Source organism: Acidovorax sp. GW821-FHT11A03, assembly GCF_058809075.1.
This window is the reverse complement of sequence record NZ_JBXASG010000006.1, coordinates 260,759-283,844: the sequence shown is the minus strand read 5'-3', so window position 1 is coordinate 283,844 and position 23,086 is coordinate 260,759. Positions and strand designations below refer to the sequence as shown.

21 protein-coding genes are annotated in these 23,086 nt (G+C 67.8%); 13 read left to right on the top strand and 8 right to left on the bottom strand.

What is annotated here, in order from left to right:
* Positions 1 to 108 precede the first annotated feature (108 nt).
* Together AC1RVY_RS17050 and AC1RVY_RS17045 are read right to left on the bottom strand one after the other, a co-directional pair.
* On the bottom strand, positions 109 to 594 hold the full coding sequence (locus tag AC1RVY_RS17050) for a peroxiredoxin (protein ID WP_184858228.1): 486 nt from the start codon (positions 592 to 594) through the stop codon (positions 109 to 111).
* 236 nt (positions 595 to 830) lie between these two features.
* Positions 831 to 1,202: an Mth938-like domain-containing protein gene (locus AC1RVY_RS17045; protein WP_218295551.1), complete on the bottom strand. Its 372-nt coding sequence runs from the start codon at positions 1,200 to 1,202 to the stop codon at positions 831 to 833.
* A gap of 150 nt (positions 1,203 to 1,352) precedes the next feature.
* Between AC1RVY_RS17045 and AC1RVY_RS17040 the strand changes: the two genes are divergently transcribed.
* The 7 genes from AC1RVY_RS17040 to moaD all read left to right on the top strand — a co-directional run bounded on the left by AC1RVY_RS17040 (position 1,353) and on the right by moaD (position 8,768).
* The gene (locus AC1RVY_RS17040) at positions 1,353 to 2,594 is read left to right on the top strand and encodes a pyridoxal phosphate-dependent aminotransferase (RefSeq protein WP_492244116.1); all 1,242 of its coding nucleotides are present in this window, start codon (positions 1,353 to 1,355) and stop codon (positions 2,592 to 2,594) included.
* A 31-nt stretch (positions 2,595 to 2,625) separates the two neighbouring features.
* Positions 2,626 to 3,648, top strand: a complete 1,023-nt coding sequence (locus AC1RVY_RS17035) for a DUF1176 domain-containing protein (protein ID WP_492807323.1) — start codon at positions 2,626 to 2,628, stop codon at positions 3,646 to 3,648.
* 68 nt (positions 3,649 to 3,716) lie between these two features.
* Entirely contained in the window at positions 3,717 to 5,051 is a 1,335-nt protein-coding gene (locus AC1RVY_RS17030; RefSeq protein ID WP_492807321.1) for a homoserine dehydrogenase, read from the top strand.
* Entirely contained in the window at positions 5,051 to 6,490 is a 1,440-nt protein-coding gene (gene thrC / locus AC1RVY_RS17025; RefSeq protein WP_218295548.1) for a threonine synthase, read from the top strand. Before AC1RVY_RS17030 ends, thrC begins: the two co-directional genes overlap by 1 nt.
* Before the next feature lie 148 nt (positions 6,491 to 6,638).
* Positions 6,639 to 7,196: a molybdopterin-guanine dinucleotide biosynthesis protein B gene (gene mobB, locus AC1RVY_RS17020; protein WP_218340137.1), complete on the top strand. Its 558-nt coding sequence runs from the start codon at positions 6,639 to 6,641 to the stop codon at positions 7,194 to 7,196.
* On the top strand, positions 7,193 to 8,434 hold the full coding sequence (locus tag AC1RVY_RS17015) for a molybdopterin molybdotransferase MoeA (protein ID WP_492807319.1): 1,242 nt from the start codon (positions 7,193 to 7,195) through the stop codon (positions 8,432 to 8,434). Before mobB ends, AC1RVY_RS17015 begins: the two co-directional genes overlap by 4 nt.
* A gap of 79 nt (positions 8,435 to 8,513) precedes the next feature.
* Entirely contained in the window at positions 8,514 to 8,768 is a 255-nt protein-coding gene (gene moaD / locus AC1RVY_RS17010; protein ID WP_218295545.1) for a molybdopterin converting factor subunit 1, read from the top strand.
* Here moaD and dapA read toward each other — a convergent pair.
* From dapA to AC1RVY_RS16990, 4 genes are all read right to left on the bottom strand, one after another.
* Positions 8,755 to 9,651 carry a 4-hydroxy-tetrahydrodipicolinate synthase gene (dapA, locus tag AC1RVY_RS17005; protein WP_492807317.1) on the bottom strand — a complete coding sequence of 299 codons (897 nt, stop codon included), beginning with the start codon at positions 9,649 to 9,651 and terminating at the stop codon, positions 8,755 to 8,757. The genes moaD and dapA overlap by 14 nt on opposite strands.
* Before the next feature lie 278 nt (positions 9,652 to 9,929).
* Positions 9,930 to 10,289: a hypothetical protein gene (locus AC1RVY_RS17000; protein WP_218295543.1), complete on the bottom strand. Its 360-nt coding sequence runs from the start codon at positions 10,287 to 10,289 to the stop codon at positions 9,930 to 9,932.
* Between the two features lie 60 nt (positions 10,290 to 10,349).
* Positions 10,350 to 11,261 carry a hypothetical protein gene (locus AC1RVY_RS16995; RefSeq protein WP_369642973.1) on the bottom strand — a complete coding sequence of 304 codons (912 nt, stop codon included), beginning with the start codon at positions 11,259 to 11,261 and terminating at the stop codon, positions 10,350 to 10,352.
* A gap of 29 nt (positions 11,262 to 11,290) precedes the next feature.
* Complete coding sequence (locus AC1RVY_RS16990) at positions 11,291 to 11,545, bottom strand: hypothetical protein (protein ID WP_492807315.1); 255 nt, start codon at positions 11,543 to 11,545, stop codon at positions 11,291 to 11,293.
* Between the two features lie 76 nt (positions 11,546 to 11,621).
* Between AC1RVY_RS16990 and AC1RVY_RS16985 the strand changes: the two genes are divergently transcribed.
* The 6 genes from AC1RVY_RS16985 to AC1RVY_RS16960 all read left to right on the top strand — a co-directional run bounded on the left by AC1RVY_RS16985 (position 11,622) and on the right by AC1RVY_RS16960 (position 20,573).
* Complete coding sequence (locus AC1RVY_RS16985) at positions 11,622 to 11,852, top strand: hypothetical protein (RefSeq protein WP_218295540.1); 231 nt, start codon at positions 11,622 to 11,624, stop codon at positions 11,850 to 11,852.
* 57 nt (positions 11,853 to 11,909) lie between these two features.
* Positions 11,910 to 12,386, top strand: a complete 477-nt coding sequence (locus AC1RVY_RS16980; RefSeq protein ID WP_218340141.1) for a molybdenum cofactor biosynthesis protein MoaE — start codon at positions 11,910 to 11,912, stop codon at positions 12,384 to 12,386.
* A 183-nt stretch (positions 12,387 to 12,569) separates the two neighbouring features.
* On the top strand, positions 12,570 to 15,818 hold the full coding sequence (locus AC1RVY_RS16975; protein WP_492807314.1) for an IPTL-CTERM sorting domain-containing protein: 3,249 nt from the start codon (positions 12,570 to 12,572) through the stop codon (positions 15,816 to 15,818).
* Positions 15,819 to 15,977: 159 nt separating this feature from the next.
* Positions 15,978 to 18,584, top strand: coding sequence for an ATP-dependent chaperone ClpB (gene clpB, locus AC1RVY_RS16970; RefSeq protein ID WP_218340143.1), 2,607 nt, complete (start codon positions 15,978 to 15,980; stop codon positions 18,582 to 18,584).
* A gap of 75 nt (positions 18,585 to 18,659) precedes the next feature.
* The gene (locus AC1RVY_RS16965) at positions 18,660 to 19,013 is read left to right on the top strand and encodes a hypothetical protein (RefSeq protein WP_492807312.1); all 354 of its coding nucleotides are present in this window, start codon (positions 18,660 to 18,662) and stop codon (positions 19,011 to 19,013) included.
* 120 nt (positions 19,014 to 19,133) lie between these two features.
* Positions 19,134 to 20,573, top strand: a complete 1,440-nt coding sequence (locus AC1RVY_RS16960) for a coniferyl aldehyde dehydrogenase (protein WP_218295535.1) — start codon at positions 19,134 to 19,136, stop codon at positions 20,571 to 20,573.
* Here AC1RVY_RS16960 and AC1RVY_RS16955 read toward each other — a convergent pair.
* On the bottom strand, positions 20,545 to 22,425 hold the full coding sequence (locus AC1RVY_RS16955; protein ID WP_492807311.1) for an ATP-binding response regulator: 1,881 nt from the start codon (positions 22,423 to 22,425) through the stop codon (positions 20,545 to 20,547). The two genes, AC1RVY_RS16960 and AC1RVY_RS16955, sit on opposite strands and share 29 nt — an antisense overlap.
* Positions 22,412 to 23,047: a response regulator gene (locus tag AC1RVY_RS16950; RefSeq protein WP_218295534.1), complete on the bottom strand. Its 636-nt coding sequence runs from the start codon at positions 23,045 to 23,047 to the stop codon at positions 22,412 to 22,414. The genes AC1RVY_RS16955 and AC1RVY_RS16950 overlap by 14 nt, the downstream gene beginning before the upstream one ends.
* Positions 23,048 to 23,086: the final 39 nt, after the last annotated feature.

Below are 23,086 nucleotides of genomic sequence, written 5' to 3'. Positions count from 1 at the left end.
AGGGGGCAGGCGTTGCGGTAACCAGGGGCATAAATCCATTATGCCTACTCGCGATGTCTTGCCTGGGCAAAACCAGCGGGTTGTCGCTTTGAAGCCCCAAGGTGCGGATCAGGCGGCTTTTTTCAGGGCCTTGATGGATTTGACGGCCTTCAGGACTTCGTCCACGTGGCCCGGCACTTTCAGGCCGCGCCACTCTTGCACCAGCAGGCCATCGGGGCCGATCAGGAAGGTGCTGCGCTCGATGCCCTTGACCTTCTTGCCGTACATGATCTTGTTCTTGACCACGCCGAACATGTGGCACATCTTCTCTTCGGTGTCGGCGATCAGTTCGAAGGGCAGTTCCAGCTTTTCCTTGAAATCGTCGTGCGACTTCATGTTGTCGCGCGAAACGCCGAACACCGCGGCGCCTGCCTTCACGAAGTCCTTGTACTTGTCGCGGAACTGCATGGCCTCCGTCGTGCAGCCAGGCGTGTTGTCCTTGGGATAGAAGTAGAGAACCAGAATCTGGCCAAGGTGGGAGGTATTGGAAACCTTGATACCACCGGTTGCGTTGGCTTCAAATTCAGGGAGGGGTTTGTTGACAACGATCGCCATATCACTTCAATCTCTCAGGATGTAGTCGTTGGTAAGCCGGGGGAGCGGGTGTGTTATTGCTCTTGGAAGTGCCCCCGACCGCAACCGGTGATTTTACCCCGAAATCGATTGCCAGCCAAATGTAAGACAGTGTGTCCGCGTCGGCGTCTGCGGGTATGGAGGGAGGGGCTGCCGGGGCGCTGCGGGGCTGGGGAGCCGGGTCTTCGCCGGCGGGCGGCCTGCCCTCTGGCGGCGTTTCAGTCTTCCAGGATCAGCGCGGCCACCACGTTGCGGCCTTCGCTGGCCAGGATGTTGTAGGTGCGGCAGGCCGCGGGCGTGTCCATGGTCTCCAGGCCCAGCCTCCGCGCAATGAGGGGGGCGAGCCAGGCCGGCGGCGGAAAGCGGTTGCGCGTGCCGCTGCCGAAGATGATGAGTTCCGTCTCCAGCTGCGCCAGCTGCGCGAAGTGTTCCGGCGTCAGGTCTTCGAAGCGGGCACACGGCCACGCCTGGCGCAATCCGCCAGACCCCACGATGACGCTGTGGGTGATCTTTTCCGCGTCGATGCCGATCCAGCCGGGGCCGTAGCCGCTGATGGTCTGTGCGTTCGAGCGGTCGGGCTGGAATTTCATGGGCGTTGGTGCGGGTTGCAGGCGCTGGCGCAGCGGGTGCGCAAGGGCGCACGGCCCGGCAGCGGTGGTGATCTGTGGTCAAATTATAGGTTTCGCCAAGGTGCCAGCCGCTCTGGCCGCCACCTGACCCCACTGCACCACCGTCAGCGCATGAAAACCGTCCAAAAATCCGCCAAGCTCGCCAACGTCTGCTACGACATCCGGGGGCCCATCATGGACGCGGCCAAGCAGATGGAGGAAGACGGCCACAAGATCATCAAGCTCAATATCGGCAACCTGGCCGTGTTCGGCTTCGATGCGCCCGAGGAAATCCAGCTGGACATGATCCGCAACCTGCCCAATTCGGCGGGTTACTCGGACAGCAAGGGTATTTTCGCGGCGCGCAAGGCGGTGATGCACGAGACGCAAAAGCAGGGCATCAAGGGCGTGATGCTCGATGACATCTACCTGGGCAACGGCGCCAGCGAACTCATCGTGATGGCCACCAATGCCCTGCTGGACAACGGCGACGAGCTGCTGCTGCCGTCACCCGACTACCCGCTGTGGACGGCGGCCGCCAGCCTGTCGGGCGGTACGCCCGTGCACTACCTGTGCGACGAGGCCAATGGCTGGATGCCGGACCTCGATGACATCCGCGCGAGGATCACGCCCCGCACCAAGGGCATCGTGGTCATCAACCCGAACAATCCCACGGGCGCGCTGTATTCGGACGATCTGCTCAAGGGCATCGTGGCCATCGCGCGCGAGCATGGCCTGGTGATCTTTGCCGACGAGGTGTACGACAAGGTGCTGTACGACGGCGCCAGGCACACGGCCATTGGCTCGCTGAGCGAGGACGTGCTCACGCTCACCTTCAATTCGCTGTCCAAGAGCTACCGCTCCTGCGGCTACCGCGCCGGCTGGCTGGTGGTGTCGGGCGACAAGAAGCCCGCCAGGGACTACATCGAGGGCCTGAACATGCTCTCGAACATGCGCCTGTGCGCCAACGTGCCGGGCCAGTGGGCGGTGCAGACGGCGTTGGGTGGCTACCAGAGCATCAACGAGCTGGTGAACGAAGGCGGGCGCCTGCGCAAGCAGCGTGATCTGGCGTATGAGCTCATCACCGCCATCCCCGGCGTCACCTGCGTGAAGCCGCGTGCGGCGCTGTACATGTTTCCTCGCCTGGACCCTGCGGTCTATCCCATCGCGGACGACCAGCAGTTCTTCCTGGAGCTTCTGCAGGAGACCAAGGTCATGCTGGTGCAGGGCACGGGCTTCAACTGGGCCGCGCCGGACCATTTCCGCATCGTGTTCCTGCCCCACGAAGACGACCTGCGCGACGCCATCGGCCGCGTGGCGCGCTTCCTGGAGCAATACCGCAAGCGCGCGCAGGCGGCTGCGGTGGCCGCATGAGGCGGCGCGCCGCGGCGTGAAGGCCTGCTCCATGCGCATCCGCTCAGCTGCCTGCCGCGCCGGGGTGTTCCTGGCGTATGCGCTGGCGCTCGCCGCCGCATTCCTGCCGCCTGCGCAGGCGGATGGCAAGGGCGCCGTCAGCTTCCAGCACAAGGACTGGGCCCTGCAATGCGACAACACCCTCGCCTGCCGGGCCGTGGGCTACCAGTCCGAGTCCGGCGACTCCGGGCCCGTCTCCATCCTCCTGGTGCGCGAAGCCGGGCCCGGCACGCCGGTGCGGGCCGATCTGCAGGTGTCCACGGAAAAAGCCAGCCCCGCCGCGCTGCACCTCAAGGTGGGCAGGCTGTCGCTGGCCGGGCTGAAAGGCGACGCCCCGCAGGTGCCCGCGGACCAGGTGCCCCGCCTGCTGCAGGAACTGCTCAAGAATGAAGAGGCCACCGTGAGCGCTGGCAAGGACCAGTGGGCGCTTTCGCTCGCCGGGGCCAGTGCCGTGCTGCTCAAGATGGACGAGGCCCAGGGCCGCGTGGGCACCCCGGGCGCGCTGGTGCGCCGTGGCACGCGGCCCGAGTCTTCCGTGCTGCCACCCGTGCCGGCCCCGGTGGTCAAGGCCGTGAGCCCGCTGCCCACGCGCCCGGGGGATGCCGCCCTGGCCAAGCCCCTGCTCGCGGCGCTGGACCGTGCCAGCGTGGAAGACCAGTGCAATGGCGACCCGTTCAACCCGGCCAATGCGCAGGTGCACCGCCTGACGGAGCGCAAGGTGCTGCTGTCCGTGCCCTGCGGCATGGGAGCCTACAACTTCAGCAGCCTGCTCTGGATCGCCAGCGACCGGCCTCCCCACAAGCCAGTGTTCCTGGCCGATGTGGACGGGGACTTCGACCCCGCCACGGGCAGCGTGCATTCGGCGATGAAAGGGCGCGGCATCGGCGACTGCTGGTGGGTGCGCCAGTGGCAGTTCGATGGCCAGGGCTTTGTGCTGGCCAGCGAATCCGGAGACAGCATGTGCCGTGGCTTTGCCGGTGGCGCATGGCAATTGCCCACCTATGTCACGCGGTGATCCTGGTGCTGCACCCCATCGCTTCCTGGTTCCTTTAAAAAATCCTTAGTTACTCCACCACCATGGCTATGAAACCCATCCAAGTAGGCCTTCTGGGCATCGGCACCGTCGGCAGCGGCGTATTCAACGTGTTGCAACGCAACCAGGACGAGATCAGCCGCCGCGCTGGCCGTGGCATCGAGATCACCATGGTGGCCGATCTGGACGTGGAGCGTGCCAGATCGGTCGTGGGCGCCGGCATCCAGGTCGTCAACGACGCCCGCGCCATCATCGCCAACCCCGATATCGACATCGTCATCGAGCTCATCGGCGGCTACGGCATCGCCCGCGCGCTGGTGCTCGAGGCCATCGCGGCCGGCAAGCACGTCGTCACCGCCAACAAGGCGCTGCTGGCCGTGCACGGCACCGAGATCTTCGCGGCCGCATCGGCCAAGGGCGTGATGGTGGCCTTCGAGGCCGCCGTGGCCGGGGGCATCCCCATCATCAAGGCGCTGCGCGAAGGCCTCACCGCCAATCGTATCCAGTGGATCGCCGGCATCATCAACGGCACTACTAACTTCATCCTGTCGGAGATGCGCAGCAAGGGCCTGGACTTCGACGTGGTGCTCAAGGAAGCCCAGCGCCTAGGCTATGCCGAGGCCGACCCCACCTTCGACATCGAAGGCGTGGATGCCGCGCACAAGGTCACGCTGATGAGCGCCATCGCCTTCGGCATCCCGGTGCAGTTCGACAAGGCTTATGTCGAAGGCATCACCAAGCTCGGTGCCGCCGACATCAGGTACGCCGAGCAACTGGGCTACCGCATCAAGCTCCTGGGCATCACCAAGCGCGCCGACAAGGGCATCGAACTGCGCGTGCACCCGAGCCTGGTGCCTTCCAAGCGCCTCATCGCCAACGTGGAGGGCGCCATGAACGCCGTGGTGGTGCAGGGGGATGCCGTGGGCACCACGCTGTACTACGGCAAGGGCGCGGGCAGCGAGCCCACCGCCAGCGCCGTGATCGCCGACCTGGTGGACATCGCCCGCCTGCACACGGCCGACCCCGAGCACCGCGTGCCGCACCTGGCCTTCCAGCCGCACACTCTGACCGACGCCATGGGCGCGTCGCCGGTGCTGCCCATGAGCGAAGTGGTCACCAGCTACTACCTGCGCCTGCGCGTGGCCGACCAGGCCGGCGTGCTCGCCAAGGTCACGGGCCTGCTGGCCGAGGCGGGCGTGAGCATCGACGCGGTGCTGCAGCGCGAGGCCGATGAAGTGGGCGGCGAAGGCTCCACCCAGACCGACCTCATCATCCTCACGCACGACACCCGCGAAGGCACCATGGACGCCGTCATCGCCCAGATGCAGGCCCTGCCCACGGTGCTGGCGCCCATCACGCGCATCCGCAAAGAGGAACTGAACTGATGCTGTACATCTCCACCCGCGGCCATGCCGACCGCAAGCATTTCTGCGACATCCTGCTCGAAGGCCTGGCCCCCGATGGCGGCCTGTACCTGCCCGAGCATTACCCGCAGGTCAACGACGCCATGCTCACGCGCCTGCGCAAGGCCTACCACGAGCAGGGCTACGCCGAGCTGGCCTTCCAGATCCTGTCGCTGTACATCGACGACATCCCTGCAGCCGATCTGAAAGCCATCTGCGCCAAGACGTACACCGCCGAAGTCTTCGGCACGGGCGAGATCGTGCCCCTGCGCCACCTCGAGGACGGCCTGTGGCTCGAAGCCCTGTCCAACGGCCCCACGCTGGCCTTCAAGGACATGGCCATGCAGCTCCTGGGCAATCTGTTCGAGTACGAACTGAACCGCCGTGGCGAAGAGCTCAACATCCTGGGTGCCACGAGTGGCGACACCGGAAGCGCGGCCGAGTACGCCATGCGCGGCAAGAAGGGCGTGCGCGTCTTCATGACCAGCCCTCACGGCCGCATGAGCGCCTTCCAGCAGGCGCAGATGTTCAGCCTGCAGGACGAGAACATCCACAACATCGCCATCGAAGGCGTGTTCGACGACTGCCAGGACATCGTCAAGGCCGTCAGCAACGACCTGGCCTTCAAGCGCAAGTACAAGATCGGCACCGTCAATTCCATCAACTGGGCGCGCCTGCTGGCGCAGGTGGTGTACTACTTCGCGGGTTACATCCAGGCCACGGAGAACAACAGCCAGAAGGTCAGCTTCACGGTGCCTTCGGGCAACTTCGGCAACGTCTGCGCCGGCCATGTGGCGCGCATGATGGGCCTGCCGATCGACAAGCTGGTGGTGGCCACCAACGAGAACGACGTGCTCGACGAGTTCTTCCGCACTGGTGCGTATCGCGTGCGCGCCGCGGCCGATACACACGAAACATCGAGCCCCTCGATGGACATCAGCAAGGCCAGCAACTTCGAGCGGTTCATCTTCGACCTGCTGGGCCGCAACGGCCAGCGCACGAACGCGTTGTTTGCCAAAGCACTGCCCGCATATGGCCGGTTCGATTTGAGCGCCGACCCGCTGTTTGCCGAGGCCGCCACCAAGTACGGCTTTGAAAGCGGCAAGAGCACCCATGCCGACCGCCTGGCCACCATCAAGGACAACTATGAGCGCCATGGCGTCACCATCGACACCCACACGGCCGATGGCGTGAAGGTGGCGCGCGAACACCACCAGGACGCCACGGTGCCCATGATCGTGCTGGAGACCGCGCTGCCCATCAAGTTCGCCGAGACCATCGTCGAAGCCCTGGGCCATGCGCCCGAGCGGCCCGCCAAGTTCGCGGGCATCGAAGACCTGCCCAAGCGGGTGCACGTCATGCCTGCCAACGTGCAGTTGGTGAAGCAATACATCGAGCGCCACTGCGCGCCAGCCCTGTAGGCAGGTGGCCAGACAATCCAGGGACGTTGTGCTGCTGCGCAGGCGGTGGACGGCTCTGGATGGCTTGATTTGATACAAAAAATGCCCCTGGCGCTTGTCTGATAAGCATTAGCAGCTATAAATACAATAGCTAACCAAGGAGCAGTGGATGAAGGTTGTCGGTTTCGCCGGTTTTTCCGGCAGTGGCAAGACCACGCTGGTCGAGCAGTTGATTCCCGAGCTGCGGCTGCGGGGGCTGCGCGTGTCGGTGGTCAAGCATGCCCACCACAGTTTTGACCTCGACCATCCGGGCAAGGACACCTACCGCCACCGTGAGGCAGGCGCCTTCGAGGTGGTGGCGGCCTCCGACAAGCGGCTCATGCTCGTGCGCGAGTTCGAGCGGCCCGCCACGCTCAGCGTGCACCACCTGATCGCGGAGCTGTACCCGGGCGTGGACTGGGTGCTGGTGGAGGGCTTCAAGGACAGCGACCTGCTCAAGGTGGAGGTGTGGCGTGCACCCGAGCCCGGGCAGGTGGCCAAGCCCGTGCGCTACCCCGAGGACGACTTCGTGGTCGCCATCGCCACCGATGCACCGCGGGGCCTGCCCGTGTCCACGCAGCTGCCCTTGCTGGACCTCAATGCGCCGGGGCAGGTGGTGGACTGGCTGATCGAGAACCAGCACCGCTTCGACTACGACTGCGAACTCTATGGAGCGGGTCTCGCATGAACCGCCCGAACAACCCCTTGAAGCCCCTCGACGCAGCGTTGGAGGACCTGCTGCCGCAGGCCGCGCCCCTGCAGGGCACCGAGACGGTCACCACCTTCGATGCGGACGGCCGCGTGCTGGCGCAGGACTGCGTCTCGGCCCTGCAGGTGCCCCCGCAGGACAACAGCTCCATGGACGGCTACGCGGTGCGCTGCGCCGATGTGGCGGTTGTGGGGGTGGTGCTGCCCGTGTCGCAGCGCATTGCGGCGGGCAGCGCGGGCGATCCGCTGGTGCCGGGCAGCGCCGCCCGCATCTTCACGGGCGCGCCCGTGCCTGCCGGGGCCGATGCGATCCTGATGCAGGAAGACTGCGAAGCCCTGGCCATGGAGGACGGCCTGGGCCAGGTGCGCATCAACGCCGTGCCCCGGCGGGGCCAATGGATCCGCAGTGCGGGCGAGGACATCACCCGGGGTGCCGTGGTGCTGCCGGCCGGCACACGCCTCACCCCGGCCGAGCTGGGGCTGGCCGCCAGCATCGGGCTGCACCAGCTGCAGGTGGCCCGCCGCCCCCGCGTGGCGCTGTTTTCCACGGGCGATGAACTCGTCATGCCCGGCCAGGTACCGCCCGAGCAGATGCGGCCGGGAGCCATCTACAACAGCAACCGCTTCTTCCTGCGCGCCATGCTGCTGCGCCTGGGCTGCGAGGTGACCGACTTTGGCATCGTGCCGGATCGGCGCGACGCCACCATCGACGCCCTGCGCGAGGCGAGTGCCGCGCACGACCTGATCCTGACCAGCGGCGGCGTGAGCGTGGGCGAGGAAGACCACATCAAGCCCGCCGTGGAGACGCTGGGCACGCTGGACCTGTGGCAGATCGCCATGAAGCCCGGCAAGCCCTTCGCCTACGGCCGCATTGGCGCGGCCCATTTCATGGGCTTGCCGGGCAATCCCGTGTCGAGCTTCCTGACGTTTGCGCTGCTGGTGCGGCCGTTTGTGCTGCGCCTGCAGGGTGTGCAGGACGTCGCTCCTCAATCCCTGGCTGCTCGCGCCGATTTCACCTGGCCCAAGGCCGACAAACGCCGCGAATTTCTGCGCGTGCGGCACAACGCGGCGGGGGGGCTGGAGCTGTTCAACAACCAGAGCTCGGGCGTGCTCACCTCCGTCGCCTGGGGCGATGGCGTGGTGGACAACCCGGCGGGCCAGACCATTGCATCTGGCGATACGGTGCGATTTATCTCCTTTGCGGAGTTGTTGTCATGAGAAACCACCCCCACGCTCTCCACTGTGTGTGGTCGCTGCCCCCCGAGGGGGCCGCTTTTCATCTTGGGGCGGCCCGGCGATGAAAAAGATCACCGTGCGCTACTTCGCCTCGATCCGCGAGGCCATCGGGCAGGGCAGCGAGGCACTGGAGACCTCCGCCACCACGCTGGGTGCCTTGCGCGACGAACTCATCGCACGCGGCGGCGCCCACGCCAGCAGCCTGGCGCGCGGCAGGGCGGTGCGCATGGCGCTCAACCAGACCTTGAGCGACGAATCCGCCACCCTGGCCGAGGGGGCCGAGGTGGCATTTTTCCCTCCGGTTACGGGCGGCTGACGCCAGGCAGCGCCCGCAGGCGCTGCTCCAATGCCTCAGAGGCCGCCGTCATGGGTGCCCGCAGGCCATTGCAGATCTCCCCTGCGTGCGCCAGCATGGCCTTGAGCGGGGCAGGGTTGGGCTCTGCAAAACACGCTTCCACCCAGGGTTGCAGGGCCTGCCACAAGTCGCGGGCCGCGGGCAGATCGCCCAGGCGCAGCAGGGCCATCAACTCCACGAAACGCGGTGTCTGCCAGTGCGCGCAGGCAGAGATGGCACCCGCGCCGCCGAGGGCCAGCGTATGGAAGATCTGCGCGTCTTCGCCCGTCAGCACCTGCAGCCGGCCATCGGCGATCAGGGCCTGCGTCTTGGCGGGGTTGCCGCCGCAGTCCTTGATGGCCTGGATGCGCGGATGCCCCGCCAGCGCCAGCAGCGTCTCGGTGGTGAGCGTGGCGCCCGTGCGGTAAGGAATGTCATAAATCAGCACGGGCGCCGCGCTGGCGTCGGCCAGGGTTCGGAACCAGTGCAGCAGGCCTTCTTGCGAGGGACGGATGTAGTGGGGGGCGGACACCAGCAGGCCTGCAACCGGGTAGTGCGCAAGGGCCTGCACCTGCTCCAGCACCCGGCCCTGGTGGTAGCCCGACACGCCCATCGCCACGGGCAAGCCCTGTGCGGCGCTGAGCACTGTTTCCAGCACCTGCAGCTGCTCGGCCTTGTCGAGGGCCGCAGCCTCACCGGTCGAGCCGCAGGCAACGAAGCCCGAAACACCGTCGGCACACAGCCGGGCGGTGAGGGCGGCAAGGGCCGGATGGTCCACGGCGCCGTCCTTGAACGGCGTGACCAGGGCGATCCAGAGCCCGCTGAACGGCGGCTGGTGGGAGGTGGCGGTATCGGTGGCAGACATGCGAAGCATCCTTTCAGGGTTCGACCAGGGGAAGAACCGTCCGGAGGGTGCGCGTGCGGAATGCCGGGGAGTGAAAAGAGAAAAGAAAAAAGGGAATTCTCTACCAGGTGGTTCCGTCGCTCATCCGGACGGAACCACAGCTCCGGTCAGATGAGCTCTGGTTTTTTGGCTTTGCCCACGCACCGCAACGCCACCGCAGGTGCGGCGGTCATGGCAAAGGGGGTGTGTGTGGACATGGGCCGCAGTATAGCGAAGCGCCTGCCGTGTCCCAGGAGTGGTCAGCCTGCCTGCGGTGGCTGGGCCGCATCGTGTGCAGGTTCAGGCTGGGGCGGCACCAGCCCGGGGCATGGCCACGCCAGCAGTTCTGCCAGGCGCGTGACGATCCACGTGGCCTCGGGCACCGACACGCCGGATTCAAGGGTGCACAGCCCCGCATGGATGCGCCGCAGGATCTCGGCCTCGGAAGGCGCCTGCACGTGGTACAGCGTCTGTGCGTGCTCCACCAGGTGGCCCGCCAGGTCTTCGCACAGCTCGTAGCGGGCGCGCACGCCGTCTGCCTTTTCCGTCAGGCGTCCTCGGGTGTCGGTGTACACCGCCATGAAGGAGGGCGGCACGTGGATCTGGTTGTCGTCGTACATGGCTGGGTAGATGGTGGGAGCGATCAGGCGGCAGAAAAAATGCCCGCCAGAGCGGTTCAGTCAGGGGCTTTGCATATCCGCGGCTTGGTGGTGCGCGGGGGCTTGTGAGCAGGTTTGCAGGTGGTTGTGCGCCATGGCCGCTGTCTCGGCAAACCAGCCCAGCAGGTGTTGCAGCCAGATTCGCAGTTCAGCCTCAAAGCGGGGCGTGAGCGCGACCAGGCCCCGGGGGGCATCCTGGGTGAGGTGGCCCTGCGCCGTTGCCTCGTTGACCAGGTTGCGCACATGCGAGTGCGAAAAGCCCAGGCGCTGCGCAAGCTCGCTGGCGCGCAGGGCAAACGGCGTGGGCCCTTGATCGCCGGGGCGGTGCACCCGGCAGTGTTCGCGCAGCAGCAGCATGGCAATGCGCCCGCCGCCTTCGCGCTGGTCAAACCAGTCCCAGCCGCCGAAGCGGCCCCGGGTTTCGGCCAGGCGATCCAGGATGTGGTCGGCCCCGGCCAGAAAGGCGGCAAAGTAATCCGCGTCGCTGTCCAGCCGCTGCGCATGGCCCGCGGGCAGGGCGCCCAGGGCCTCGGCGCAGTGCAGGTGGTGCCGCACCCAGGTGCGCAGGCCGTCCAGCAGCCGGGGGGTGGGCGCGAGGTAGCGGAGCCGGCGGTCGGCGGGATCGGTGTCCACCGCCACCATGCCCGCCAGCCGCAGCACGGCGAAGAACGTGGCCAGCGTGCGGGCGCCCCCCGGCATGCGTTGCTGCAGGAGCGTCAGCGTGGGGCGTGGCGCGCCCCGCAGCTGCCATTGGTAGTGCTGCACCACCAGCCGGCCCGCCGCGTGCGACTGCAGCGCCCGGCCGAAGATCTTGTTGATGAGCCGTTCGTTCCAGTGCAGGCGCAGGATGCCGTCGCAGTAGGCCTCCACGGCCTGGGTGTAGGTGTCCGGAGCCTGGGAGTCGAGCGCTTCGAAGGATTCTTGCAGGTCCATGGCGCGTGTTGCGGTGCAGGGTTGCTGTTTCAGTCCGGCGTGAACAGGCGCTCGAACTTGGCCTGGTCTGCGGCCAGCTCGAAGGTCACCACCTGGCCCATTTTCATGTCCGACAGGCGGCAGGCCCCAAACAGGGTGGTTTTGCCTGCCAGCTCCATCACCTCCAGGTCGATGATGGCGTAGGGGTGGGGCACGAAGACCTGGTGCTTGAACACATTGCGGACCGTGTTGCGCGGGGACGGGTAGAGCTTGTAGAGATCGGTCTCGATCGTTTGTGTGGCCATGGGCTTAAGGTGCGAGGGTGGCTGCAGTACGGGTACAGTGCGGGCGAATCGTACAGACAAACCTTTTTACCAATCTATGGCACGCAACAAAAGTGAATGGCCCTCCAAGGTGCTGGCGCTGGTCCGCGGCGGCAACCTGCCCGCCGCCATCGCGCAGATCAAGGTGGCACCCACCGTCGGCGACGTCACCCGGCTGCAGACCCTGCTGGCCCAGCTGCCCCCTTCGCCCGCGCTGGCGCAGCTGAACAAGGTGGTGGAAGAAGAGCGTGCCTTGCTGGCCGCGCCACGGCTGCACCGTTCGCCGTAAGCGGCCACGCCGCGCCATTCCGCCTTGCCGCCATTCGCCCTGTAGAGAGCTTCTGCCATGACCTTGCCCCGCGTTTCCATCCAGACCGAGGACTTTGACCTGTCCACCGAAATCGCCGCCCTGCGCCGCGAGAACAAGGGCGTGGGCGCGGTGTGCAGCTTTGTGGGCACGGTGCGCGACCGCAACGAAGGCGACCAGGTGTCCTCCATGGAGCTGGAACACTACCCCGGCATGACCGAAAAATCCATCGAGGCCATGGTGGACGAGGCGTTCCGGCGTTTCGACATCTTTGGCGCCCGCGTGATCCACCGCGTGGGGCTGCTGCAACCGCTGGACCAGATCGTGTTGGTGGCCGTGACCAGCGCCCACCGGGGCCAGAGCTTTCAGGCCTGCGAGTTCCTCATGGACTACCTCAAGACCCAGGCCCCGTTCTGGAAGAAGGAAGAAACCGCCCAGGGCGCGCGCTGGGTGGACGCGCGGGTGAGCGACGACGCTGCGCTGGCGCGCTGGGGCATCGTGGCCACCAACGCCTGAACGCACCCGCCGGCCGGCCGGAATGCCCCTGCTGCCGGCGCTGCAGCCGCGCGCCAGGCCGGCGGTTTCGCAGATCGATGCAATCTTTGGACTTGTGCGGCGCTGGTCCCCTTTTGAGAATCGCCTGCTGTCCCGCTGGCACCTTTCTTCTGCCCGGCGAGGGCTGACAGGGAGGAATGTGTCATGGAACTTCAAGCGCGGGCATTTTCACGCGCGTGCCGATGGTGCCTGGCGGCCGTGGGGCTCATGCTGGCGCTTTCGGGCCCGGCCCGGGCCGACGTGGCCTTTGTCGCCGCCAGCAGCCTTTCCCTGGGGGGGCTGCTCGGCGAGACGGCGCGCGGCGACTTCAATGAAGACGGTCAGCCGGACCTTGCCGTGGTGGACCGGCAAAACAACACCGTCAGGATCCTGCTCAATACCGGCGGCGCTGCGGGCTTTTCGGCCGCGGGTTCGTTCGGCGTGGGCGCGGCCCCTTACGGCCTGGTGGCGGCCGACTTCAATGGGGATGGGCATCTGGACATCGCGGTGGCCAGCTTCAACGAAGGCACCGTCACGGTCCGCCTGGGCGACGGCCATGGCGGGCTGTCTGCAGCAACCGCCTTCGGCGCCGGCCCCAATCCTTATGGCCTGGCGGTGGCGGACTTCGATGGCGACGGGCGGCTGGACGTGGCCGTTGCGGTCTTCTCGGGCGCGGCCAAGGGGGTTTCGGTGCTGTGGGGCGACGGGACAGGCCGGCTGGATGGGCGTCCCCGCACGGAGATCGGCATGGGTGTGTCGACGACACGCATCGTCTCGGGCGACTGGAATGAAGACGGGCATGCCGACATCGTGGTGGGCTCGGGCGATGGCGTCTTCTGGCTGCGGGGAGACGGCGCGGGCGGCTTCGCGGCGGCCCAGCGCCTGACGGGCGATGAGTACGTGCCTTTCGTGGCCGTCGGCGATGCCAACGGAGACGGCCACCTGGACATCCTGGCGCTGGTGCAGAACACCTCGGCCAGCCCGATCCTCCTGACCGGGGACGGCACGGGAAACTTTTCACGCCGCGGCGTGGGCTCCCCCGGATGGTTCTCGAGCGCTGCCATCGTGGATGCCACGGGCGATGGACGGGCGGACCTGGTGCTCGCGCGCTCCAGCGGCACCGTTGTGGTGTGGCCCGGCCTCGCCGGTGGCGGGTTCGGCTTCAACGCAGGGGGCCAGGAGTACTCGGTGGGTGATGACGAAAGCACCCTGGCGGTGGCCGATTTCAACGGCGACGGCCACCCGGACATTGCCGTGGCCAACGGGTGGGGCGGGCGAATGGTCCGGTTGCTGGGAGACGGCGCGGGCCGCTTTGCCGCCGCACGCAGCTACGGCATCCCCGAGCGGGACGCGCGCGCTGTGGCGGTGGCCGACTTCAACGAGGACGGGCGGATCGACCTGGCCGTCGCCTACGCGGATGAATCCAGCGTCTGGATCCTGCGGGGCGATGGCCAGGGCGGCTTCGTGTTGTCCACGCGGCTCGATACCGGGGCGCAGGTGCGCGCGCTGGCCGCTGGCGACCTCGACGGGGATGGCCACGCGGACCTGGCGGTGGTCAGCGAAACCGACCGGAGCGTCATGGTCTATCTGGGCCGGGGGGCGGGCGACTTCTCCCTGGCGGGCCAGGGTTTCTTTACCGGGCTGTCGCCCAGGTCGATCGTCACCGGGACATTTCGCGGGCCGGGCTACCCTGCCCATGCCGCCGTGTGGGCGCTGGAGACGACCAGCTCGCTCGAAGCCATCCGATGGGTGGGCGTCACGCCCCAAGGCGCCGTCGACATGCTGGACATGACGGTGTGGCAGGGCGTGCGGGGCTTCGCGCCGGTCGATGTCAACCAGGATGGGCGCACCGACCTGGTGGCCGCGACCTCGGCGGGCACCGTGGGCACTTCGCTGTCCGCCGCTTCGCAGCCGCTGGAGCCGGTCTACCTGCCAGTCTCGGCCGGCCCGCTGGGCGCGGTCGCGGGGTGGGGCGTCGCGGGGCGGGCGGGGGTGTTCACGGCCGCCGGCACGCAGATCGCGTCCCTGGCCGCGGCGCCCGGGCAGGCGATGGGCGTGGTGGGACAGTACGGCGCAGGGCTCGCGGCCAAGGCGCTCGCGGCCGCGGATTTCGATGGCGACGGGCTGCCCGACGTGGTGGGCGCCGACGCGTCGGGTGGGATCGCCATCCTGCGCGGGCAGGCCGGGGTGGGCGCTCTGGGCCTGCCTGTCGCGCGGTTCGCCGGAGGCACGGCCGAGCAGATGGCGGTGGCCGATTTCAATGGCGACGGCAGGCCGGACGTCGCCATTGCCAACGGTATCGCGGGCATCACGGTGCTGATGAATGCCTCCCCGTCGGCCGATGCCGCATTGGCCTCCCTGGCGCTGTCGCAGGGTGTCCTCAGCCCCGCGTTCCAGCCGCAGGTGGCGGCGTATGCGGCTGGCGTGCCGCATGCGGTGACCGCGCTTTCCCTGACGCCCGTCGCCGCCGATGCCGGGGCCTCCATCACCGTGAACGGCACGCCCGTGGCCAGCGGCTCCGCGACGCCGCCCCTGGCCCTGGTGCCGGGTACCAATGTGATCCAGGTGGAGGTGCTCGCGCAGAACGGCGTGGCCCGCCGGACGTACACCATCACCGTGGTCCGCGACCAGACGGTCCGGCACGCGGTCACGGCCCTGGCAGGCTCGGGTGGCAGCATCGGCCCGGCCGGCACGGTCGACGTGGCGCAGGGACAGACGCAGGCCTTCACCGTCACGCCCGGCGCGGGTTACCGCATCGCGTCCGTGGCGGGCTGTGGCGGCAGCCTGGCCGGTAGCACCTACACCACGGCAGCGGTGACGGCCGCCTGCACCGTGCAGGCGCGTTTTGAAACCCTGCCCACACCCACGAACACCGGGTCGGGGCCCGTCAACGTGGGCGTGGTGGATGGCAGCACGGGCTGCCAGCTGGACCTGGCGGGCACCGGCCCGGTGGCGGCGCCGGCGCCGTACCCCGGCGCCACCTTGCCGCACGGGGCGTTCCGCCTGCGGCTCATCCATTGCCAGCCGGGTGAGACGGTGCGTGTGGCGGTGACCTTTCCAGACCTCACGGGCTTCACCGTGAAGAAGTACGGGCCCACACCCGACAGCCCTTCCTCCAGCCGATACTACGACCCCGTGAACCTGCAGATCAGCGGCAACACCGTGACCTACGATGTGACGGACGGTGGCTGGGGGGACGACAGCTTTGGCGCGCAGGATGGCACCATCAACGACCCTGTCGTCCCCGTGCTGCTGGCGCCTGGCCCGGTGGCGATCCCCACGCTGTCGGCCGGGGGCCTGGGTGGGCTGGCTGCCCTTCTGGGGTTGCTGGCCTTGCGGGGCGGCCGGCGCACGGCCCTGCGGGCCCACTGGGCCGGTACCTGGTCCGGAGTTTCGAGAGAAATCAGCCGCTAGCGCTTGATGGTAAAGCGCTGGCGGCTATAAAAATGGTAGCTAATGGGGAAGCCATCGGCTGGATGATTCGCTGACGCAGGTCAATCGGTGGGCGGGGGCAGTGTCTTGAAATCAGGCATACCCCGCCTCAAGTGCTCTGCAATTCGGAGGACATCCACCATGCGTCTCGACAAATTCACCACCAAGTTCCAGGAAGCCCTGAGCGATGCCCAGAGCATCGCCCTGGGCAATGACCACGCCTACATCGAGCCCGTGCACATGCTCGTGGCCATGCTCAAGCAGGACGACGGCCCCAAGGCGCTGCTGCAGCGTGCGGGCGCCAATGTGCCCGGCCTGCTGGCTGCGGCCGAGGCCGCCGTCAAGCGCCTGCCCCAGGTGCAGGGCAACGAGCAGGTGCAGGGCGGCCCGGAGCTCGGCCGCGTGCTGCAGGCCACCGAGAAGGAGGCCATCAAGCGCGGCGACCAGTTCATCGCCAGCGAGCTGTTCCTGCTGGCCGTGATCGACAGCAAGGGCGAGGCCGCCAAGATCGCCAAGGACAACGGCCTGACGCGCAAGAGCCTGGAAGCCGCCATCGATGCCGTGCGCGGCGGCCAGAAGATGGACAGTGCCGAGGCCGAGGGCCAGCGCGGCGCCCTGGCCAAGTACTGCATCGACCTGACCGAGCGCGCGCGCATCGGCAAGCTCGACCCCGTGATCGGCCGCGACGACGAGATCCGCCGCGCCATCCAGGTGCTGCAGCGCCGCACCAAGAACAACCCGGTGCTCATCGGCGAGCCCGGCGTGGGCAAGACGGCCATCGTCGAAGGCCTGGCCCAGCGCATCGTGGCCGGCGAGGTGCCCGAGTCGCTCAAGAACAAGCGCGTGCTGTCGCTGGACATGGCGGCGCTGCTCGCGGGCGCCAAGTTCCGCGGCGAGTTCGAGGAGCGCCTGAAGACCGTGCTGAACGAACTGGCCAAGGACGAGGGGCAAACAATAGTCTTCATCGACGAGCTGCACACCATGGTGGGCGCGGGCAAGGCCGAGGGCGCGATGGACGCGGGCAACATGCTCAAGCCAGCGCTTGCGCGCGGCGAGCTGCACTGCGTGGGCGCGACCACGCTCGACGAGTACCGCAAGTACATCGAGAAGGACGCCGCGCTGGAGCGGCGCTTCCAGAAGATCCTCGTGGGCGAACCTACCGTGGAGGCGACCATCGCCATCCTGCGCGGCCTGCAGGAGAAGTACGAGGTGCACCACGGCGTGGACATCACCGACCCGGCCATCGTGGCCGCGGCCGAGCTGTCCAACCGCTACATCACCGACCGCTTCCTGCCCGACAAGGCGATTGACCTCATCGACGAGGCCGCGTCCAAGATCAAGATCGAGATGGACTCCAAGCCCGAGGTGATGGACAAGCTCGACCGCCGCCTGATCCAGCTGCAGATCGAGCGCGAGGCCGTGCGCCGCGAAAAGGACGAATCCTCGCAAAAGCGCTTTGCGCTCATCGAGGAAGAGATCGCCAAGCTGCAAAAGGAAATCGCCGACTACGACGAGATCTGGCAGTCCGAAAAAGCCCAGGCGCAGGGCAGCGCGCACGTGCGCGAAGCCATCGACAAGCTCAAGTTCCAGATCGAGGAATTCACCCGCAAGGGCGACTTCAACAAGGTGGCCGAGCTGCAGTACGGCAAGCTGCCCGACCTGGAAAAGCAGCTGAAGGAAGCGCAGGCGCAGGAGGATGGCAAGGACGGCGCTCCCGCCACCCGCCGCCTGCTGCGCACACAGGTGGGTGCCGAAGAAATTGCCGAGGTGGTGAGCCGCGCCACGGGCATTCCGGTGGCCAAGATGATGCAGGGCGAAAAGGACAAACTCCTGCTGATGGAGGCCAAGCTGCATGAACGCGTGGTGGGCCAGGAGGAGGCGATCGCCGCCGTGGCCAACGCCATCCGCCGTTCGCGCTCGGGCCTGAGTGACCCCAACCGCCCCACGGGCTCGTTCCTGTTCCTGGGCCCCACGGGCGTGGGCAAGACCGAGCTGTGCAAGGCGCTGGCGGGCTTCCTGTTCGACAGCGAGGACCACCTGGTGCGCATCGACATGAGCGAGTTCATGGAAAAGCACTCGGTGGCCCGCCTGATCGGCGCGCCGCCCGGCTACGTGGGCTACGAGGAGGGTGGCTACCTCACGGAGGCCGTGCGCCGCAAGCCCTACAGCGTGCTGCTGCTCGACGAGGTGGAGAAAGCCCACCCGGATGTGTTCAACGTGCTGCTGCAGGTGCTGGACGACGGCCGCCTGACCGACGGCCAGGGCCGCACCGTGGACTTCAAGAACACGGTGATCGTGATGACGAGCAACATCGGCTCGCACCTGATCCAGGCCATGGTCGGACAGGACTCCGAGGACATCAAGGAAGCGGTGTGGGGCGAGCTCAAGAACCACTTCCGGCCCGAGTTCCTCAACCGCATCGACGAGACCGTGGTGTTCCACGCGCTGGACGCGCAGCACATCGCCTCGATCGCCAGGATCCAGCTGCAGCTGCTGCAATCCCGGCTGGCCAAGATGGATTTGGAATTGCAGGTGTCGGATGCGGCCTTGGCAGAATTGGCCAAGGTGGGGTTCGACCCGGTGTTCGGCGCGCGGCCGCTCAAGCGGGCGATCCAGCAGCGCATCGAGAACCCGCTGTCCAAGTTGTTGCTGGAAGGGCGTTTCCCGCCCAAGAGCGTGATTCCGGTCACCGTGAACCCCGTGCTGGAGCCGGGTGTGTTCCAGTTCGGCGTGGCTCCGCAGGAGTGATGTGGGCCGGGAAAGGGATTGCGGCGCTGGCCAGGGCTGCAATCCCGACCCCAAGTTGTGAAGGAGAGGTGTCGTTTGAATGAATTTGTTGCGGGCGTTGTGCGCCTGTTGCTGCGGGTGGTGGTCATCGCCATGGGCTTGGTGCTGTTCGCCAGCCTGCTGGTCGCCGTGATGGTGCTGGCGCTGGTGTGGGCGCTGCGCGCAGGCTGGGCGCGCCTCACCGGCCAGCCGGTGACCCCCTGGGTGATGCGCATGGACCCCCGCACGGGTTTCAGCACCGTGTTCCGCTCCACCGAGCGCTGGTCGTCCGGCCGCCGTGGCCCGGCGCCCGCGCCCGACGATGCCGGCGGCGCGGCCGCGTCGCGCCGTGGCGGCATCCTGCCCGGCGCCGCCGAGGTGACCGACGTCGAGGCGCGGGACGTGCGCTGACCCGGCGCCGCACCCTGCCTTCTTGCACTGCGCAGCGCCGCCGCCTGCGCGGCCCGTCCGCGCCCTGCCTCCCCGGTTTTTTCGTGGCGCGCCTGTCGGGGCGTCTTCTATGATCCGACCATGACACCTGCCGATATCCACGCCCACTTCGATCTTCAACGCCAGGCCAGCCGCGAGCATGTCGATGTGCCGCTGCTGGTGCGCCGCGAGCGGCTGCTGCGCCTGTCCAAGATGCTCGACGAGCACGGCCCGGTGCTGGCGGCAGCGGTGCAGGCCGATTTCGGCATGCGGTCCCCGCGCCTGACCGAGGTGGCCGATTTCTTCGTGCTGCGCACCCTGCTGTCGCACACGCTGCGCCATCTGGCGAAATGGATGAAGCCCCGGAAAGTGCGCACGCCGCTGTACCTGCAGCCCGCCCGTGCCTGGATCCAGCGCCAGCCCCTGGGGGTGGTCGGTGTGATCGCGCCGTGGAACTACCCCGTCCAGCTGGCCCTGGCGCCCGCCATCACCGCGCTGGCGGCGGGCAACCGCGTGATGCTCAAGCCCAGCGAGCTCACGCCGCACACCTCGGCGCAGCTGGCGCTGCTGGTGGCGCAGTTCTTTTCGCCCGACGAGTTCTGCGTGGTGCAGGGCGATGCGAACCTGTCGGCGCTGTTCGCGTCGCTGCCGTTCGACCACCTGGTGTTCACCGGCTCCACCGCCGTGGGCCGCAAGGTGGCCCAGGCGGCGGCGCAGCACCTCACGCCCACCACGCTGGAGCTGGGCGGCAAATCGCCGTGCATCATCGACGGCCATTGCGACATGCAGGACGCGGCGCTCAAGATCGCGCACGGCAAGCTGCTCAACGCCGGCCAGACCTGCATTGCCCCCGACTATGTGCTGCTTCCCCGGGGCCGCGAGGGGGAGTTCGCGCAGGCCTACCGGGCCGCCGTGGGCCGCCTGTTTCCTACCATCGAGGGCAATGCGGACTACGCCTCCATCATCACGGCGCGCCACCATGCCCGCCTGCGCACCATGCTGCAGCAGGCGCAGACCCAGGGCGCCGAGGTGCAGACCATCGAGCCGGCCGAGGGCAAGCCTGTCGTCCACACCGTGGGCACGCTGGGCGATGGCGCCAGCCGCCAGATGCTGCCCACGCTGGTGTTCGGGGCCACGTCCCAGATGCAGCTCATGCAGGAGGAGATCTTCGGCCCCATCCTGCCCGTGATTTCCTATGAACGGCTCGACGACGCCATTGCCCACATCAATGCCGGGCCGCGCCCGCTGGCGCTGTACTGGTTCGGCCAGAGCGAAGCGGTGCGCGACGACGTGCTGCGCCGCACCGTGAGCGGCGGCGTGACGGTGAACGACACGCTGATGCACATTGCCCACGACAACCTGCCGTTTGGCGGCGTGGGCGACAGCGGCTGGGGCGCCTACCATGGCGAGCAGGGCTTTCTACGCTTTTGCCACCAGAAATCCGTGCTGGTGCAGTCGCGCTGGGCGATGGGTTCGCTGTTCTATCCGCCGTACGGCGCGAAGTTCGACCAGGTCATGGGACTGCTGCGGCGCTGGCTGTAGCCTCCGTGCCGCCGTCCGGCGGCAAGGGCTCCATCGTGCTGGCGGTTTGAGGGTGCGTGATGAGCTGGACCATGGCGCTGCGCAGCTGGCCCGTGGACACGGGCTTGTGCAGCAGCAGCGCTGACGTGGACTGCGCATCGCGCAGGCGCTGGGGCGATGTGTCCCCCGTCATGATGATCGCGGGCACCGGCGTTCCCAGGTAGGCGCGCAGGGCCTGCAGTACCTGTTTGCCGGTTTCTTCGTGGCGCAGGCGGAAGTCCGTGATGATGATGTCCGGCGTGATGTCTTCCAGGCGCTCCAGCGCATCGGCGCTCGATTCCGCGGTGATGCACTGGCAACCCCAGCTTTGCAGCAGCGACTGCATCCCGATGCGCACGGCTTCGTCGTCGTCGATGGCCAGCACCTTCAGGCCCGCAAGGCTTCGGGCATCCGGAGCGGGGGCGGTGTCGTCTTCCAGCGCGCCCTGCCAGCGGTCCAGCCACAGCCGAAACACCGAGCCCCGTCCCGGCTGGGAGAGCACTTCCACGGAGGTGTTCATCTCCCGCGCCAGCCGCTGCACGATGGCCAGGCCCAGCCCCAGGCCCTTGCGCCGGTCGCGCTCGGGGTTCCCGAGCTGGTGGAACTCCTTGAAGATGTGTTCCCACTGGTGCTGCGGGATGCCGGCCCCCGTGTCCCACACCTCCAGTGCCAGGCGCTTGCCGCGTGTGCGGCAGGCGATCAGCACGCCGCCCCGGGCGGTGTAGCGCAGGGCGTTGGAGATGAAGTTGTGCATGACCAGCCCGACCAGCGAGCGGTCGGCATGGGCCGCGGCCGAGGTCTCCCGCGTGCGGTACACGAGGCCCGCCGTATCCGCCTGCACGCCGAATTCCTGCTCCAGCGCCGTGAGCAGCGGCTGCACGGCAAAGGCTTCGGGCCGCACCTTGACGACACCGGCTTCCAGCCGCGAGTAGTCGAGCAGGGTGGTCAGCATCTCGGCGGCGGCGCCCGAGGCCGCATGGGCGTGCCCCAGCACGGTGAGCTGGTGGTCGTTGAGCGGGCTGCGCTGCAGCGACTCCAGGAACAGGCCCATGGCATGCAGGGGCTGGCGCAGGTCGTGGCTGGCGGCGGCCAGGAAGCGGGACTTGTCGCGGTCGGCCTGCTCGGCGGCCCCCTGCGCGGCCAGGGCGCGCTGCGACTCGGCGCGCAGCTCGTTGACGAGCCGGTCGTTCTCCAGCTTGAGCGCGATGCTGCGCCGGGTGGCCCGGTCGGCGGTGCGCGCCTGCATGCCGGTGAGCGCGTAGTAGACCCCCGTGAGGAACAGCGCGGGCCACATCACGGGCCCGCCGGCCAGGGCGACGGCCATCATCACGCCGCCGATCGCGCAGGTGAGGTAGGTGACATAGGCGCGGTACAGGGGGGCGCCCAGCCCCAGCGCGCCGGACGACACCGTGCTGATGATGCCGATGGCGTAGATCACGCTGTCGGACGTGCCCCAGTAGAGCACCACATACCCCAGGCTGCCCCAGCTCAGGCCCATGGCGGCCATGCAGGCGATCAGCTTGCGCGCCGCCTGCGGCGCCGGGTCGGTGAAGGGCGCGATGCTGCGCAGGGTGAGGTACACCCCGGCCACCACCAGCGTGTGCGACACCAGCCAGACCGTGATGGCCTGCGTGTCGGCCACCCGCGCCATGACCCACAGCGTGCCCAGGGCGGTGGCCAGCGACGCCAGCAGCGTCATCGGGAAGTTTTGCCGCAGCAGGGCCACCTGTTCGCGCAGCACCTCGTCGCGCTCCCACACCGGCCACCCCCAGCGGGTGGGGGGCAGCACGGCATCGGCGGCAGGCGCCCCCCGCAGGGCCTCAGAGTGTGTCATGGAGCTGGGGTGTGGACAGGCCCAGGCGCTGCGCGGCGAGCAAGGCCGCGCTGCGGCTGTTGACGCCCAGCTGCGCGAAGATGGCGGCCACGTGCACGCGCACCGTGTTCTCGCTCAAGCCCAGGTCGCGCGCGATGACCTTGTTGGGCTTGCCGGTGCACAGCAGCGACAGCACGTCGAGCTGGCGCGCGGTCAGCGAGGGCGTGTCGGGGCCGCGCGTGGTGGCGCTGTTGCCGCTGTTGATCGGAAAACACGGCTGGCCCGACAGGGCGCAGGTGATGGCTTCCAGGATGTCTTCGGCGCTGGCGGATTTGGGCAGGAATCCATCGGCGCCGCGCGCGCGCGCTTCGTGGATCGCATCGGGCGCCACGCTGGCCGAGACCAGGACGATGCGGGCCCTGGGGCAGGCCTGGCGCAGCAGGCGCAGGCCGTCCAGGCCGCTCATGCCGGGCAACTGGATATCGAGCAGCACCAGATCCGTGTCCGCCAGCTGCTGCGCGCAGGCATCGGCGATGGAGCCCGCCTCCGCAATCGTGCCGACGCTCGGATGGTCCTGCACGATCAGGCGCAGGCCTGTGCGGAACAGGTTGTGGTCATCCACAAGCAAAAGGCGGGCAGTCATACGGCAAGTATTGCGCACAACACGCTGTTGCGGACTAGT